Genomic DNA, 15,832 nt, shown 5'->3' with positions numbered 1-15,832 from the left:
CTCCATTTTCAAACATTTTTCGAGAGACCCATGATGCTGCCACCTATGTCAAAGCAATCGCTTCACCGATGGACAGATCGTCCTGTCCGTCGCATCATCCTCGCCGTAATTCTCCTCGTTTTACTGGCCTCGCCGTCCTGGGCTCAGTACATCACTGGCAGCATCAAGGGTATCGTCACCGATACGGCGAGCCATCGTATCGTAGGCGCCGCTGTGCAGGTCACCTCCGCGGACACAGGGTTGAATCGCAGTCTCCTGACAAACAGCAATGGCGAATACAACTTCGAGCAACTTCCGATTGGTAACTATACGGTCGAGGTTGCGCACGAGGGATTCGCGTCACAAAAGATGACACTTGCAGTCTCCGCCGATCACGTCTCGCAGTGGGACGCATCGATGTCGGTCGGTGGTTCAAGCCAGGTCGTGCAGGTCACCGATGACGCAGTTGCACTCGATACCGAGAGCCACGTCATCGGCTCAACCATGAACGAAAAGCAGCTTGAGAATCTTCCATCCGACGGCCGCAATCTCTTCGCTATTCTTTCCGTGCAGGCGGGAGTCGATCCCTACACGGGTACAGGCGCAAGCCGTTCGGATGTGAACTACTACAACGTCGGTGCAAATCTGCTCACGATCGGCGGCAACGCGTGGGGGATGGCTTCGTATCTTGAAGACGGCGTGACCAATTTCAACCTGCTTACCAAGACCGCAAATATCCAGCCGGACATTGAAGCGACGCAGGAAGTGGTTACGGCCCTCAATGGCGCTTCCGCGCGCTTCGACGAGCCGAACGTCGTCAACGTGATCACGAAAAGCGGCACTAACAAATTCCATGGGCGGCTTTATAACTACTTCAAGAACGATGCCCTGGATGCGTCGGTCAAGGAAAGCACGAGCAAGCCGGAGCTGCGCTATAACCAGTTTGGCGGAAACATCGGTGGCCCGATTCTCCGAGACCGGCTCTTCTTTTTCTTCGACTACTCCGGCCTTCGCCAGGCAAGCCAGTCGATCCTCAAGGCCGATCTGCCTACAGCGGCGGAACGCGGTGGAAATTTCACCGGTGTCGCGACGATCTATGACCCATTGACCTATAACGCGGCTGCCAAGACGGTCCAGGAGTTTCCAAACGACACGATTCCGGCCAATCGAATCTCGCCCTTCGCCACGCGCTATCTTCAGTACTTTCCTCTACCCACTGGAAGCCCGTACACCGGGTACAACTTTACAGAGTTGAAGAGTGCGACTACGACCTATGATCTGTATCACGGCCGCCTCGACTATCAAATCGGGCGCAACGACTCAATTTACGGTGCCTTCAGCACCACGAGCCCTTATGACTTCTCACCGACGTGGCAGCTGGAAGACATCAACAACACGATCTACACACGCTATTCGAAGAACGCCTACATCGAAGAGACGCACATCTTCTCACCAACGCTGGTGAACACGGCGCGCATCGGATACAACTACAGCAAAACCGAGATCACGCTGACCGGCATCGGGCGCGAAAACTACGCGCAGGAATTCGGGCTTGGAGTACTCAACCCAAGCCCGCTGCAGTGGGCGCCCCCGGTGGTGAATTTCAGCTCGCTCTCTAGCGTTGGCCTCGAGTCCGCTCCGCAGGGCGCTACGCAGAATCTGTACCAGTACGCGGATGAGATCAACTGGGTGCATAGACGTCACAGCATCGCCATAGGATTCGCACTCGAACGTGTGCAGTTCGATGGCCTCTTCACCAGCTATGCCAACGGAGACTTCAGCTTCGACGGCATCTACACCAACAACCATGCTTCGAAGCCCAGTGGCGGCCGCGACTTCGCGGACTTCCTGCTCGGTTACCCCTACCATGCTGAAGGCGCCACAGGCGCGACTGTAGCCTATCTGCGACAGTTCAATTTCATGCCGTACATCGAAGACACCTGGCGCGCGACCGATAAGCTGACGCTCAATCTCGGCCTTCGTTATGACTTCTTCCAGGCCCCTGCGGATCGGTACGGCCACTCGAACGTGTACGACGTAGCTACCAACACTACGCACAATGGCACCTTCCATCAGAACTATCTCAACCTCGCTCCGCGTTTAGGTTTTTCGTATGCGCCTACGCCGAAGATGACGCTCCGCGGCGGCTACGGCATTTACTACGCACTGCCTCTCTACAACAACTTCCAGTTCCTGTTGTTGAATCCCCCGAACTTCTATCTGCAAAGCTACACGTACACCAATACGCAAATCGTCCCCATTACGGACAGCTTCTCAGCCAATCCTGCCGCCACGGCACAGGCGCCGTATACAACGGCATTAGTCATGCCGACTCCCTACACCCAGGAGTGGAACCTCTCCATTCAGCGTGCCCTGAGTTCGCGCATTACAGCACAGGCGGCATATCTGGGCAGCGTCTCGACTCATCTCGAGGCCCGCCACAATCCAAACCAGGCTTCGTTGGCTGATCCTGATAACCCAACTTCGCTTGCAGCGCGCCGTCCTTACTCCTGGGTTGGTGACGTGCTCGAGGCCGCTAATATCGGGCGCGGAAACTTCAACGGGATGCAACTTCAGCTAACCGGTCAGTTTCATTCGGGCGCATTCCTAAATGCGAACTATCAGTACGCAAAGGCCCTCGACATCCTCACCTCGGAAGAAATGACACCGCAGAACGGGCGGGATCTGCAGGCTGATTACGGCCTCGCCGATTTCAATCACAAGCACTCGTTGAAGCTAAGCGGAGCTTATCCTCTGCCCTGGGGGTATGGACGCCGCTGGCTCAATCATGGTGTCGTCATGCCGGTGATCGCAGGCGGATGGAACTTCGCTGGAAACTTCTCGGTGCTGAGCGGATTTCCATTCTATGTGGCCGCGACGAACAATGCCGATATCGGTAGCTACAACACCGAGCGCGCGGAGCAGACATGCAGCGGTAAGTTAGCGCACCCTTCTATTGCAGAGTGGTATGACTTGTCCTGCTTCTCTAATCCGGCAACTTATCTGCTAGGGAATGAGCGGCGCAACAATCTGATCGGTCCGCACCAGACCGACGAGAATATTTCCTTGTCGAAGAACTTCCCGATCGGCTGGGATGTTCGCTCCGGCGAACAGTTTCTCCAGTTCCGCGCAGATGCCTTCCACGTCCTGAACCATCCGCTCTGGGAGCTGCCTACATCTTCCACCACGAGCGCAAGCCGCGGAGCTATCACCTCGTTCGGCGGCGCGCGCACACTGCAGCTTTCTCTCAAGTACGCATTCTGACAAACATTTTGGCTGGTCATCCGCGGGGGCATTCACAATGCCCCCTATTTTTCGCCCTAATCACGAAGAAGAGAGGATCGTCATGAGTTGGAAAAGGTCTTATAGTGCTGCCGTGGCAGCAGCGTTGTTATCCCTGTGCACCTTACAAATGCACAGCCAGGCCGGAACAGAGAATGCACCCATGGTCGAAGATACGAGCGACAAATCCTGCGCGAAACTGACCGACGCAAACACGTGGACGACATTTCCTAATGACATGGCCGGAGTCGGCACACACACCACGCTCGCGAATTTTCTGGCGGGCAACCTCGACGAGACAGCTCCCGAAATCAGTTCTGACCAGGCGCCTTCAGTCATTGGCTACGGCAATGGCGTCACATGGGCTTCAGGAGACGAGAGCACAAGCGCGTGGTCCCCTCAGGGAATGACGGAGCTCACCGTCAACAGCACGAACGTGCACATCGTAGGCTGGAGCTACATCAATGCGAATCCGCCGTCCGGCGAACCGCAGGAGTATCCCAACGGTTCACGCATCTCGATCATGAACACGCAGGCCCTGAGCAATGCGCCTTATCGCGACGTCATTCTCGTGGTGCCCACTGGCAGCGGCACATACAAACCGGCAATTCAGCACGCAGGTGGCCTCGCCGTGTTTGGTCACTATCTCTACACCACAAACACAAGTAACGGTTTTCATGTCTTCGATCTCGATAACCTCATCGCGGTCGACGGAGACAGCACGCTATGCAAGAAATCCGATGGCGTCACAGGGATCTTCGGCGAAGTCGAAGGTAAGTGGTGCGCGGATGGATACGGCTACATGCTGCCCGAGATCAGTGAGTATCAGGCATCCGATTCCTGCAGCACTCCAGTGGCCTACGACTGGGCTGCGCAGGATCCTCGTCCATCAACACCCTTGCTCTTGTCGGGTGAGTACTGCAACCTGGCTGGTTATGGCTGTGGAAGTACAAGCTCCAACAATCGTGCGCTCTATACGCGCCTGTTCCAATGGAAGATGGACGGGAATAAATTGTTGACTACCAACGGCATCGCCACTCCTTCCGAAGTCTTCTACGTCAATCAGCGCAATGTGCAGGGTGCTGCTCCCGATCAAAACTCTGGATATGAAACCAACAGCTATTGGCTCTCTTCACTTCGGCATGACTCATCCATCATCAAGGTGACGCCTTCAGACACCGCAAAATACTGGAGCGTGGATGACGGCCAGGCGCCCTGGGAACCCGAGGGGATGTTCTCCACTACCGCAGGCCACCTGTGGATTAGCACAGAGGGCAACGACACCTCTTCAGGCTCCCTGAATACCGATCCTGCAACCGGCGGCAGAGTGCTGATTTACATCGACAGCACCCAGATTGAGTAATCAATAGCTCAGTGACGAACCGCCGTCAGCGAACCACTGATGGCGGTTATCATCTGCTCAAATTGTTTAGATTCCTGCTCGGTCAAATACCAGTGCTGACCACTGGGCGGTATTCAGGCTGCAGGCAGAATCTGGAGAAGCCTGTCAATGATCGCTTTGGTTGTCTTTTTTCCCGGACGGCCGTGCCTTCACTGTAAAGCCTGTTGTGTTGCCAATAGTTGGGGATGCCACGAAGGATGGTTTCCGAATCCTGGCTGGCAACCGGTGGGGAGTCTGCAATGGCCCGCGCTGCGCTATCTCCGTCTCTTGACCCTGTCGTACGCCCCCGGTCTACCTGCCGAGTTGGTCGTTGATACTGGGTATTTTTCTACTCCGCGGGTTGAGACATCCATGACAAGCATGTACGGCTTGCAGCAGTGGGCAGCGTCTTGAGAGTCCGGTGAAGGAGCACCACTTCTTCGGTTAGCTTGAAAAATATTCTGTAACCAATCCTATCAGTAGGTAGTCAAAACAGGCAGCAGTGAACGGGATCTTTCCAGCAAAGCACCAGGGACCAATCCTGAAGGCTTGGCATTCAGGGTCGTCAGTACTTTTAAATGAACCAACTAGTAGGTATATAAACAGCTCATGCAGACAGCAAAGGTAGTGGGGCAAATCATGGAAACAATATCGATCGACTCTATGCGCGCTTTACGCAACCTCTACTTTGTGCGCACGGCGTTTCAGGTGACTTGGGCATCAGTCGTCATCTCAACTGCGCTTACACAACCTCAATTAGCAGCCATACTTTTCCTGCTCTATCCACTTTGGGACGTTACCTGCACGGTTTACGACCTCAAGACCTCGAGCCAATACGGAAATACACACACTTCGCAAATCATTAATGCGCTTCTTGGGGTAGCGGCGGCAATCGCCATTGGCATCACCGTATTTCACAAACCAACTTACGCGGTTGCAGTCTTTGGTTTCTGGGCATTTGGCGCTGGTGCGCTCCAACTCATCGCCGGGTTCGTTCGCCGAAAGCAGGAGTTAGGCGGACAGTGGGCAATGATCTTGAGCGGCGCACAGTCGACTATTGCAGGCATTGCATACTTTGTGGGCGGTCTTGCCGACAAACGTCACATCAAGGATGTGAGTGGATACGCTGCGTTTGGAGCGATCTATTTTCTCATCGGCGGAATTCTACTCACTCGGAAGCTTTCGCAATTTGCGGCAGCGGAAGTGAACTGACAATTCCGAGGCGAATTCCATTGGCGCCCGGTGGCCTCTTCGCATGACAGAGGCCTATACCAGGAAGCTGCATCAATCACAGATCTACAACTGGTCCAACGTTAGATACCGAGGCGCATGAAATATCTTGCTGTTCGTTTAACTAAGTTCTATCGAAGCCGACATTGCCACGAGAGTTCAGCAGTCTCGCCGTCACTGTTGAAGAGGTCATTTCTCTTTGGCGTTTTGCTCTCAACGCCTGGGCTCGTTCTTGCCGGATCGGTTCGCCCGGCATTCGGTCAGGCTGCCGTGGAGACCTTCCTATCTTCTGTCTCCGAGCAGCCAAACCTGCCCGATGCTCCGTCGCCCTCTCCGCAGCAAAGCTCCCTTCCAAACGATCCATCGAGCAACCCTATGCGGTCAATGCACCTGAGAGAAAAGTTTCAGTCGATCGTAGAACCGGCGTTCGGGCCTCGTGCCTTTGTTTTCAATGGTGCGTTTGCAGGCATTCGCATGGCGAATGCGCCTGACAGCTACCCGCATGAATGGCGCGCCGGTGCTGAAGCCTTTGGACGCAATTACGGAGACGCATTTGCTCGAACCGGATCACTGGCCATTGCGCGCTTTTCCACTTCTGTTTTGTTGCACGAGGATACTCGCTATCAGCGTTCTCGAAGCAGCTCAGTTCCCGGACGCCTGAGCCATGCTCTTCTCTTCACCTTTATTGATAAGACCGACGGGGGGCACACCATGCCAGCTCTGTCGAACTTCACCGGTGCGGCTGCTGCAGGTTTCATTGGCAATGCCTACTTGCCGACTGGTTTCGATGACCTGACTCATGCTGGTCAGGGAGCAACTGTTGCCTTCGGCGGTCTGGCGGTTGGCAACATTACGCAGGAATTTGCTCCAGAGATTGGAAGGGCTCTTCTCAAGATCCACATTCGCCATGTACCGCTACCGCCGGTCTGGTGGACAGGCGGCAATTAGCAAACTGTCACGCTGGGGCTCCGGTTCGCCTGGGCATAAAGCTCAATCAGGACCAGGGAGCTTGTATCGGATTTGTTGATTCAAACGAAATCTGTCTCAGAGTTCCACGACTGTACGCGTTGCCGCTTGATTTCTCACATGTAATGCCCGACGAAGGGCACAACCGCAACTGTCCTACTCAACCTCGCCTTCAAGGAGTTCATATGCGCTTTTCTTTCTCTTCCGTCGCCCTTCTCGCAGTTGCAATTTCAGCTTCCTCCGCGCTCAGCCAGTCCTTTCCTCCGGGAGTCGTGCCGGTTGGAGGCGCAATCGTAGATGTCAGCTCCACTGCAATCAACCTTCAGACGCAGAAAGGGCCTGTCACGGTCAAGCTTGCACAACCGGCCACCGTATACGCGGGAGAGCCCTCAGACCTGAAGCACATCACCAAGAACAGCTATATCGGTGTCGGTTCTGTGAAGGGCGAGGACGGCAAGGAGCATGCAACGGACATCAAGATCTTCCCCGAGGTCTTTCGTGGTCTCGCTGAGGGTAGCTACATGCAGCCGGGACAAGGTGGTGCTCCTTCAAACAGCCGCATGACCAATGGTGCGGTTGCGTCGAAGCCGAAGAGTGGTTCGCGCATGACAAATGGAGCTGTCAGCAGCACGGGATCTGGTTCAGAACTGACTGTCGGCAGCCAGACAATTGAGGTTCCTGCCGGCACGCCTGTAATCCTGATTGCTCCGACAACGAAGCCGCTTCAGCCTGGGCAACATGTTCTGATTCCCGCGAAAAAGCAGGATGACGGCAGCTTAATTGGGCAAAACATATTTCTTCAGCCTGCGAAATAGCTCACTTCCTAAACCTCGGTCCCAGGCTTACCTGGGACCGGGTACATAAGTGAGGAGGAGCCAATGAACAGGAGCAGACGAAACCGCCAAAGCAAGCGAGACGCACGACGGCGACAGCGTGAACGACAAACTGAAATCATCGACCAGAAGCTTCCAGATCCTTTGCCCGCGGTTAGTTCGCCTCTTGTAGTGGCTATCTCGCCCGTCACCACGGCGGTAGTTCGTGTCCAGCGTAAGCACCACCTGCTGATACGCTGGGCGCACTGGACATCCATCCCCTTGTTGCTAGGACTCATACTCAGCGGGATCTCCATCTACTGGTCTTCTCCCATCTTTCAACATCGTACCGATGCAGCAGGTAATTTTGACAGGGCAGCAGACATCGGGATCTGGTTGTGCGCCCATGTGCCCGGCTTGCATCACTACAGCAGCCCACCAGACTGGTTGTACAACCACCTGAGTCTCGGACCAGGCATGCTCGGAGTCGCGCTTCGGCTCCACTGGTTTTGCGCTTACCTGTTCATGGCCAACGGCCTGCTCTACGTGCTAGGCCTGGCTATCGGAGGAGGCTGGCGTGCGTTGTTTCCGCGACGGGACGATGCTACAGCAGCTCTGCACATGGTTCGTTATTACTCGTTAGCACCCTTCGCGCTGGTTCTTCGTAGACCTTTGCTTCATCCAGCGCACAGAGGCAAGTACAACGCGCTTCAGAAGGCTGCTTATGCATCAGTGGTGGTGGCTGGGGTCCTAGTCGTTCTCACCGGTTGGGCAATTCACAAACCGATGCAGCTCCATCTTCTGGCAACAGCGTTTGGGGGCTACAACGCCGCGCGCGTCTGGCATTTTTGGCTGATGTGCTTCTTCATCTTCTTCGTTGTACCTCACGTCATCCTTGTCCTTGCAGATGGATGGGACACGGTTCGTAGCATGATCACTGGCTGGTCCTTGAGAGTGGAAGCAGTAGGAGAAAAACGTGGCGACGCACAATAAGAGTCTTAGCGGTTCACGAAAAATAAAGCCTATCGAGCAACTGAACTCGGGTCCATTCTCAAGAGACACCTTTGAGCTAGGGCCGGACATCCTGCGAAAGCGAACTCGTCGTGATCTCTTGATCTTCGGAGCGGGAGCGCTCGCAACTCTTGCGACGGGGACTTTCTTGCTTCCGGATGAAACCTTGCAGCGGTTTGGCGAGCATCGCAAATTCAATCCGCCTGGCAAGGATTGGCTCCTCAATAAGGCAATCGATGTCGACGACGATGTTGCCGAAGCACTGTATTCGACGAATCGGCTGGTACCCACTTACTCCAAGTCTCAGGTCACCGGGCTCAAGAATAACTACAACGGCGCCACCCCCGCATCTGATTACATCCCGGCGTGGGGACTGACTCTCAATGGGCTTCAGTCCGGATTGACGGTATCGCTCAACATACGCGGGTTGCTCAGTCGATTCGCTCTCCGTGAGGAGATTACCCGATTTGTTTGTGTAGAGGGATGGAGCGAAATCGCATGGTGGAGTGGAATTCAGTTTGCCGACTTGCTTCAGGCCTTCCCGCCTGCGTCCCAGGCGAAATGGGCCCGTATAGAATCCTCTGTGAATCTGGATGTCGACGGCAATTCAGACCCGTACTACATTTCGCTCGACATGGAGACGGCAAAGCATCCACAAACTCTTCTAGCAACGCATTACCATGGCGAGCCGCTGACTGTGGAGCATGGCGCGCCGCTGCGGCTTGTGGTTCCCGTCAAGCTGGGTTTGAAGAATGTGAAGGCCATTACCGGCATTAGATACCTTGCCAACCAACCTGAAGATTATTGGCAGAAGCGTGGATACTCCCGCTATGACGGACTCTGACTACTATTTCCGGTCACGACAACTTTTCTAACGGTAGAGAGTAGGACATCCGCATGATGAAGAATCTCGGCCAGAGCTCGAACCTGAATGAAATTCTCACACGCACGGCTGCAGTGAGTGCAGGGGACCAGGCGCGATGGGGAAAGATGAACGTTGGGGAGATGATTTGCCACCTTACCGACGCGTTCCGGATGTCACTGGGCGAGCGAGCGGCAACAGCAAAAAGGTTCCCAATTCCATCGGGAGTGTTGAAGTGGCTCTTGTTCCGATCGTCGTTTCAGTGGCCTCAGAATGCGCCAACCCCTCCTGAGCTCAGGCACGATGCCGGCGGTACGCGGCCGAGTGATTTTCATGACGATCGGTCGCAGCTGCTGCAATACCTTGATGTATTCGCCGGTCATAAGATAATCTGGCCGCCACATCCATTTCTCGGCCCGTTAACGGACAGCGAATGGATGCGGTGGGGCTATCTGCATTGCGACCATCACCTGCGCCAGTTCGGGCGGTAGGTACGCGGTCGTGCGAAACGGAGATTCTGGATACACCAATACACTCGGATAGAGCGCGGTAGCACCTGTGCTGTACGGCCATCTCCGTGACGCGGTCAGCATTCTCACGCCAGCAGTAGTAAGTCTGCTCGACGATCCAGGCCTCTCGGTATGCCTGGTCGGTTGCGTTCCCGTTTGCAACAAGTACTTCCGCATGCCCAAGCACCCTCACAGTCTGCTCATTCCAGGCAAAGTAGTCCACAAAGCGGGCCATAAGATTTCAACGGACCTCGACCTTGTCGCTCCGTGCTGCGCGTCCAGGAAATGAGATGCGTCTGCTTGTCAGGCGGGTAGATAACGAGTCCTTTTGCAGGAAGCCCCGCGGGCAGCTATAAAAAATAAGATCGATTCAACAAACAGGCGAAGGGACGATGTGACGGTATGCACATGACGCGAGCTCGTAAACTTGCGGTTGCGATTCTGCTGGTTGTACTTGGCATCACATTGGCGGGCTCTTTTATGACACGCGGCGTGATGGAATATCTGCCCTTCCTGCAAGCGAAAAAAGGGAACTGGACCGGGGAGTATGTCTCGACCGGCATCGTTGACCAGAGGCCATGGCAAACAGCAGCGACGCTGGCAGGCATGGCGCAATCTGCGGAAGAGCAGGAGTTCGCTCGCGAGGCAGAGAGACTTGCAGATCACGAGGTGGACCAAGCATTTTCACAGTCTCTAAGACAGGCAAGCCTGGTAAAGCCTGAGCTTACCGGCAAGGCCCTCGCTCTACAACAACGTGTTACTGAGCTCGAGGCAACCGTAGAAGACGACCAGGCCAGGGTTGCCACGCTCTCTGGCAATACTGGGGCGAAGTCAGATTCCACAGAGTCCAAAGGTACCGATCATGAAACTGCAAAGGTCCAGCTTGACCTCGATCAGAATGAGTTGCAGGACGCTATTGAAGATCTTTCGCGTGAAGACGGCGACCAGCGAGTCGAGCTTCAACAGGAATTAGCGTCGCGTCAAGCCGCAGTGAAGAAATACTACGATAGCGCTTCGAAGGAAGAAGGGCAGACTGCCGTCAGTTCTGCAGAGCAATATAAGACCCTTGCGCAACAGCTTTTCGCGTGGATGTCTCACCGCAAAAGAAGTCAGTTGATTTCACAGGCTAAACAGCTAGCCCTCGCTGACGTAGCAGCACTGACCGAAGATCAAGCAAGAATGAAGGCGGAAACGTCGCAGATTGCTGCCCACGATCCTGCGACAGCGGCACCGATCTCAAGCACCCAACGCGTCGAAAGACTGCAGCGGTTGGCAGTTCAACAAAATATTCAAAGCATCCTCAACGACCGCCTTGGAGCGCAGCAGGAGCTTGTAGCTCTATACGGCCGATGGGGCAAGCAGGTAGAAATACAGAACAAGATTGTCATTCATCTCATACTGCAATCGCTGGCTGCCATCGCAGCGGTATGTCTGCTGACGATTCTGGCTGGCTGGAGTGTGCAGGTGGGGCTAGAACGTATGTTCCACGACCGTAGACAAAAGCAAACATTGAAGACGGTTCTGAATCTGGCCACACAACTCGTCGGCCTTTTGCTCATTACTCTGGTTGTATTCGGCATTCCGCGGCAGATGCCAACGATTTTAGGCCTGGCCACGGCAGGACTGACTCTGGTATTCCAGGACTTCATCCTGGCCTTCTGCGGATGGTTTGTACTGATGGGGCCGAACGGGATCAGGGTTCACGATTGGGTAGAGATCGATGGTGTAGGCGGCGAAGTAGTGCAACTGGGGCTGTTCCGCACATGGTTACTGGAGACAGGCAATTGGACAGCAAATGGCCATCCTACGGGCAGAAGAGTTTCGTTCCTCAATGGCTACGCGATCCGTGGCAGATATTTCAACTTCTCCACAGTGGGGCAGTGGATGTGGGACGAAATTAACGTCAATATTCCGTCAGGGACGAGCGTTCATCCGCTCATCGAGAAGATATACGAAGCATTGGTGCGGGCCACAGAGGCTGATGCCAGGATGGCTCAGGAGGAGTGGAAGCGAGTCACGCACGAAGAGGGATCTCCGCAGTTCAGTGCCATGCCATCCGTCAATATGCGGCCGGCGGGATCAGGTGTTGATGTTGTAGTTCGCTATATAACGCGCGCCGGAGTGAGACTGGAGGCTCGCAATCAATTATTTGAAACGATAATCGATCTTATGCAGGGTCTATCAAAGGACAACAAGAAACAAGACTAGCGATCTTATGTGGCGGGTTTTGAGCAACCTGCTCTAGAAGCAAGGCTGACTGAGCTATTGGCTCGCTCCGAAAGTGTTGCTTTAAGTAAGACCCCGTTCCCCTTAGACATTTTCAGTCTTCGAGCACAGAAGTTGTCCGCGAATTCATCGCAGCCAATATCGCGATACCGGGGGAAGCGGCAAGAGATTTCTGGTTCTCCGCGGGAGGCGACCGAACCACGAGCGCGAGGAGCGTCCGTTCATGCCTAGCACCACAAGGATATTCATCGAAGTGCTCAGGAGAATGCGCTCCCATGGGCCTCATTGATTGCCACAACCACGGGGAGACGCTTGAGAGCCGCGCCGGATATTAAAGCTGCTTAGTCATGTCACTTAAGCGCTGGAGGAACAAAGGCTAAAGTGCAGGAAGGGAAACGTTGTCCTGCCGCGCAGCTGGCGAGCGGGGCCGGATGAGGCCATGGGAGCGCATTCTCCTCATATGCGCTGCGGTTTAGTGGTCGCGGTGGATGCAATCCTACGCGCGTTAGCAAAGCCAACATCCTTGCAGGGAGAATTGTCAATGCGTCAGACGGGACCGTTCGCAATCCTTCCCACACGGCCCAAATATTGCTTAATGCAAAGGCCGGGAGCAGGCGAGACATCATCGCGTCAAAACTTTGCCAGAAGAAGATGATCGACATGGATCAGGAACTGGAAAATTTCTTGCGAGCTTTTTTACTGGGCGCCTCCACTTCAAACCTCTCGCCTTTTAGGTAGAGTGTTATTGATTAATATACGAAGCCGGGCTACATCCGTTCATAACCCGGCTTTGAGATGAAGCTAGACGCTCTGGGTGGCGCCGCCGTCGATTGTGAAGTTGGCGCTCGCAAGATAAGAAGCAGCCGGAGAGACAAGAAAGCCGACCAATGAGGCGATCTCTGCTGGTTCTGCGATACGGCCCATCGGTAAGCCTCCAAATTGCGCTGCGAGGTTCATGAAGGTCTCGTTTGGGCTTGCGTCGGAGTTGCCGCTAAATTGCTGAAGGAATCCGATCATGCCTTCCGTAGCTGTTGCACCTGGGGACACGGTCAATACGCGAACACCTCGACCTGCTATCTCGTTGGCCAATGCCTTGCTGTACGAGTTGAGAGCCGCTTTCGCTGCTGCATATGCCATGTTCACCTGCCAGAACGGAACTCTGCCTGCCACGCTGGAGATGTGAATGATTACGCCTGCCTTTTTCTCGAGCATGCTGGGAATTAGTTCGCGATCAAGGCGTACCGCGGAGAGGAGGTTGAATTGCAATTCATGTTCCCAATGCTGGTCGGTGAGTGTGCTGAATCCTCCTCCAGGCGAGGTTAGGCCGCCGACATTGTCAACGAGAATGTCGACGCTGCCAAACTCCGCTCGAATGTATTTTGCGACGGAGCGAGCACCCTCCGGGGTAGAGAGATCGGCTGCGATAAAGTGATGTTGCGAGCTTTCGCCGCTTGGCGGCGTGCGCGATGCGACAATCACCTTTGCACCCGCCTGGGACAGGCGGTCTGCGATTGCTTTGCCGATTCCTCTGGAGCCGCCGGTGACGAGTGCGATCTTGCCCTCTAGACTCAAATGTTGCGCGATGGATTCAAGCATGGACGTCTCTCCTTATATTGAAATGATCGTTTCAGAAAAGAGCGCATCTTACGCACTCCAACAGGTCTGAAGCGCATGCCCGAAGGCAAGCGATCAGCGTGAGAGCTGTTTCAAAACGTACCGAGCCATTCTTTGAATTTTCACAGGGTCGCGGTGCAGGATGAATGACTCGTGCCAGCCGGTGTATGCACTAAGCAAGTAGTCGGTGATGAGTTCGGGATCTTCCTTGCGGATTTCACCCTGTTTCATGGCCTTGGCGAGAAGCGAGCGGAGGAAGCGATACATGGCATCTTCGTCGTCCTTGAGGATCGACTTGATGCGCTCATCCTCGCCTGCGACTTCGAAGGCGGCTTTGATGGCGAGGCAACTCCGTTCACCCGTGATGACGTTCGTTACTGCGTCGTCGAGAAAGAGTTTTAGGGTTTGCAGAGGTGACCGCGAGCTTGCTGCGTGTTGAGCGATGTACTCTTTGCGGTCATCGGTGTAGCGACGGATACAGCGGACGAACAGCTCCTGCTTGTCTCCGATGGTGTTGTAGAGACTGCTGGGATTGATCTGCATGGCCTTGGTCAGATCACGCAGCGATGCGCCCTTGTAGCCCTTTTCCCAGAAGACCTCCATGGCGCGCCGCACGGCCAGTTCCTGATCGAATTCAACAATTCGCGCCATCCCGGATCGATACTAAAACAGTTGCTACAAAATGTCGAACGTCGACTCTGAACAACCGCTCGTGGGCTTCGGTCCCACCTGGGAGCAACCCAGCTGCCACTTGAAAGAGTTCCTGGTAACAGGTTTCGTGGAATGTGGATGTTTTCGCAAGGGATGACAGCGCCAAGAACAAGGGCCACATCCACCGCCTCAGGTGGATGTGGCCCTTTAAGTGAATCAAACTATTGGCGATCTGCGAGGATTGTTATTGCAGTGGAGTCAATACGGGGCTGTACGCTTCTGGAGCATAGCCGCCGCCGTGCCCCATAAATTGGGGTTTGAAGGCGGAGCCGGTCTGTGAGAAGGCGGACAGTGGAACAGTCCAGGTATACGTGAGACCCGTAGACGCATTGCCTGTGATAACTGGGTCTACCTCCATGAGAGGAGTCCAGGTGAAGTCTGTTCCAGTGCCGGAATAAACGCTGAGTTCTGTGTTCTCAATGAGGTAATCCGCACCCATGGCTGGGGATGTCCATGTGAAGTCATACCCGGTTGCGGAGTTACTATCGGCATCCAGATAGATGTGATGGAAACCATAGGGTGCAAGGAAGGTTGCGGTGAACACGATATTGCTGCCCGTTATTTGGCCGCTGACATTTGAGACAGCGCCTCCTGCCGGATAGGATTTAGTTGTTATGGCCGCCGAGTTGACTATGCCTTCGGTATCCACGTCGTTACGAGCTTCTATGGTGAAGTTGTAAGTCGTTCCGGGCGAGAGACCGACCACATCGGCCGAAGTCACATTTCCTTCGACTGACATCACCGGGACTTCGTTGGCAAAGATAACGTATTTGGAGATACCTGTTGGAGCTGAGGCGGCGCTCCAGGCTAGTTGAACGTCCGTGTAATTCACCTGGGTAGCGGTTACCGAACTCGGGGCTGACAGTGAGTTTCCTCCAGCGGGTGTTGCCAGGTTCACCGAAGCACTGGGAGTGGACGCGTTGCCGGCGGCGTCCCGGGCCACTACGTCGAAGGTGTACGACGTACCTGCCGTCAACCCCAGAATTCCCCACTCCACGATGTTGTTGATGGGTGCGGGAAGGGCTCCTCCCGCTCCAGTGGAAACGATCTTTACTCCATTTTGATAGATGTCATACGCGACAACACCACTCCCTGAATCTGTCGACGCGTTCCAGCTGAGTGTGGCCGCCGTTGCTTGCGCCGGTGCCACTGTCAGCCCGGTAGGAGACGTAGGAGGCGTGGTATCCACTGTGCCTCCGGGCAGAGTGTCGGTCGCTTCCTGCGCGAAATAAGCGGGGAGCGAACCATA

Annotated in this window: 12 protein-coding genes; 9 read left to right on the top strand and 3 right to left on the bottom strand. The window is 54.8% G+C overall.

The window, feature by feature from the left end:
- Positions 1 to 30 precede the first annotated feature (30 nt).
- The 9 genes from LJD29_RS21665 to LJD29_RS21625 all read left to right on the top strand — a co-directional run bounded on the left by LJD29_RS21665 (position 31) and on the right by LJD29_RS21625 (position 12,240).
- Positions 31 to 3,243, top strand: a complete 3,213-nt coding sequence (locus LJD29_RS21665; protein WP_446743666.1) for a TonB-dependent receptor — start codon at positions 31 to 33, stop codon at positions 3,241 to 3,243.
- 181 nt (positions 3,244 to 3,424) lie between these two features.
- Entirely contained in the window at positions 3,425 to 4,624 is a 1,200-nt protein-coding gene (locus LJD29_RS21660) for a hypothetical protein (RefSeq protein WP_446743665.1), read from the top strand.
- A gap of 627 nt (positions 4,625 to 5,251) precedes the next feature.
- Positions 5,252 to 5,854: a DUF308 domain-containing protein gene (locus LJD29_RS21655; protein WP_446743664.1), complete on the top strand. Its 603-nt coding sequence runs from the start codon at positions 5,252 to 5,254 to the stop codon at positions 5,852 to 5,854.
- A gap of 198 nt (positions 5,855 to 6,052) precedes the next feature.
- Positions 6,053 to 6,820 carry a hypothetical protein gene (locus tag LJD29_RS21650; RefSeq protein WP_446743663.1) on the top strand — a complete coding sequence of 256 codons (768 nt, stop codon included), beginning with the start codon at positions 6,053 to 6,055 and terminating at the stop codon, positions 6,818 to 6,820.
- A 203-nt stretch (positions 6,821 to 7,023) separates the two neighbouring features.
- Complete coding sequence (locus tag LJD29_RS21645) at positions 7,024 to 7,653, top strand: hypothetical protein (RefSeq protein WP_446743662.1); 630 nt, start codon at positions 7,024 to 7,026, stop codon at positions 7,651 to 7,653.
- 162 nt (positions 7,654 to 7,815) lie between these two features.
- Entirely contained in the window at positions 7,816 to 8,643 is an 828-nt protein-coding gene (locus LJD29_RS21640; RefSeq protein ID WP_446743661.1) for a cytochrome b/b6 domain-containing protein, read from the top strand.
- A gap of 184 nt (positions 8,644 to 8,827) precedes the next feature.
- Positions 8,828 to 9,505: a molybdopterin-dependent oxidoreductase gene (locus LJD29_RS21635; protein WP_446743660.1), complete on the top strand. Its 678-nt coding sequence runs from the start codon at positions 8,828 to 8,830 to the stop codon at positions 9,503 to 9,505.
- Positions 9,506 to 9,558: 53 nt separating this feature from the next.
- Positions 9,559 to 10,014 carry a DUF1569 domain-containing protein gene (locus LJD29_RS21630; protein ID WP_446743659.1) on the top strand — a complete coding sequence of 152 codons (456 nt, stop codon included), beginning with the start codon at positions 9,559 to 9,561 and terminating at the stop codon, positions 10,012 to 10,014.
- 420 nt (positions 10,015 to 10,434) lie between these two features.
- Complete coding sequence (locus tag LJD29_RS21625) at positions 10,435 to 12,240, top strand: mechanosensitive ion channel family protein (protein ID WP_446743658.1); 1,806 nt, start codon at positions 10,435 to 10,437, stop codon at positions 12,238 to 12,240.
- 819 nt (positions 12,241 to 13,059) lie between these two features.
- Here the strand turns inward: LJD29_RS21625 and LJD29_RS21620 are convergent.
- The 3 genes from LJD29_RS21620 to LJD29_RS21610 all read right to left on the bottom strand — a co-directional run bounded on the left by LJD29_RS21620 (position 13,060) and on the right by LJD29_RS21610 (position 15,772).
- A complete protein-coding gene (locus tag LJD29_RS21620; RefSeq protein WP_446743657.1) occupies positions 13,060 to 13,854 on the bottom strand; it encodes an SDR family oxidoreductase in 795 nt (264 codons plus the stop codon).
- A 93-nt stretch (positions 13,855 to 13,947) separates the two neighbouring features.
- Positions 13,948 to 14,523 carry a TetR/AcrR family transcriptional regulator gene (locus LJD29_RS21615; protein WP_446743656.1) on the bottom strand — a complete coding sequence of 192 codons (576 nt, stop codon included), beginning with the start codon at positions 14,521 to 14,523 and terminating at the stop codon, positions 13,948 to 13,950.
- A gap of 244 nt (positions 14,524 to 14,767) precedes the next feature.
- On the bottom strand, positions 14,768 to 15,772 hold the full coding sequence (locus LJD29_RS21610) for a fibronectin type III domain-containing protein (RefSeq protein WP_446743655.1): 1,005 nt from the start codon (positions 15,770 to 15,772) through the stop codon (positions 14,768 to 14,770).
- Positions 15,773 to 15,832 lie beyond the last annotated feature (60 nt).

Source organism: Silvibacterium acidisoli, assembly GCA_022870745.1.
Lineage (GTDB): Bacteria > Acidobacteriota > Terriglobia > Terriglobales > Acidobacteriaceae > Silvibacterium.
This window is presented reverse-complemented; position numbering and strand designations above follow the sequence as displayed.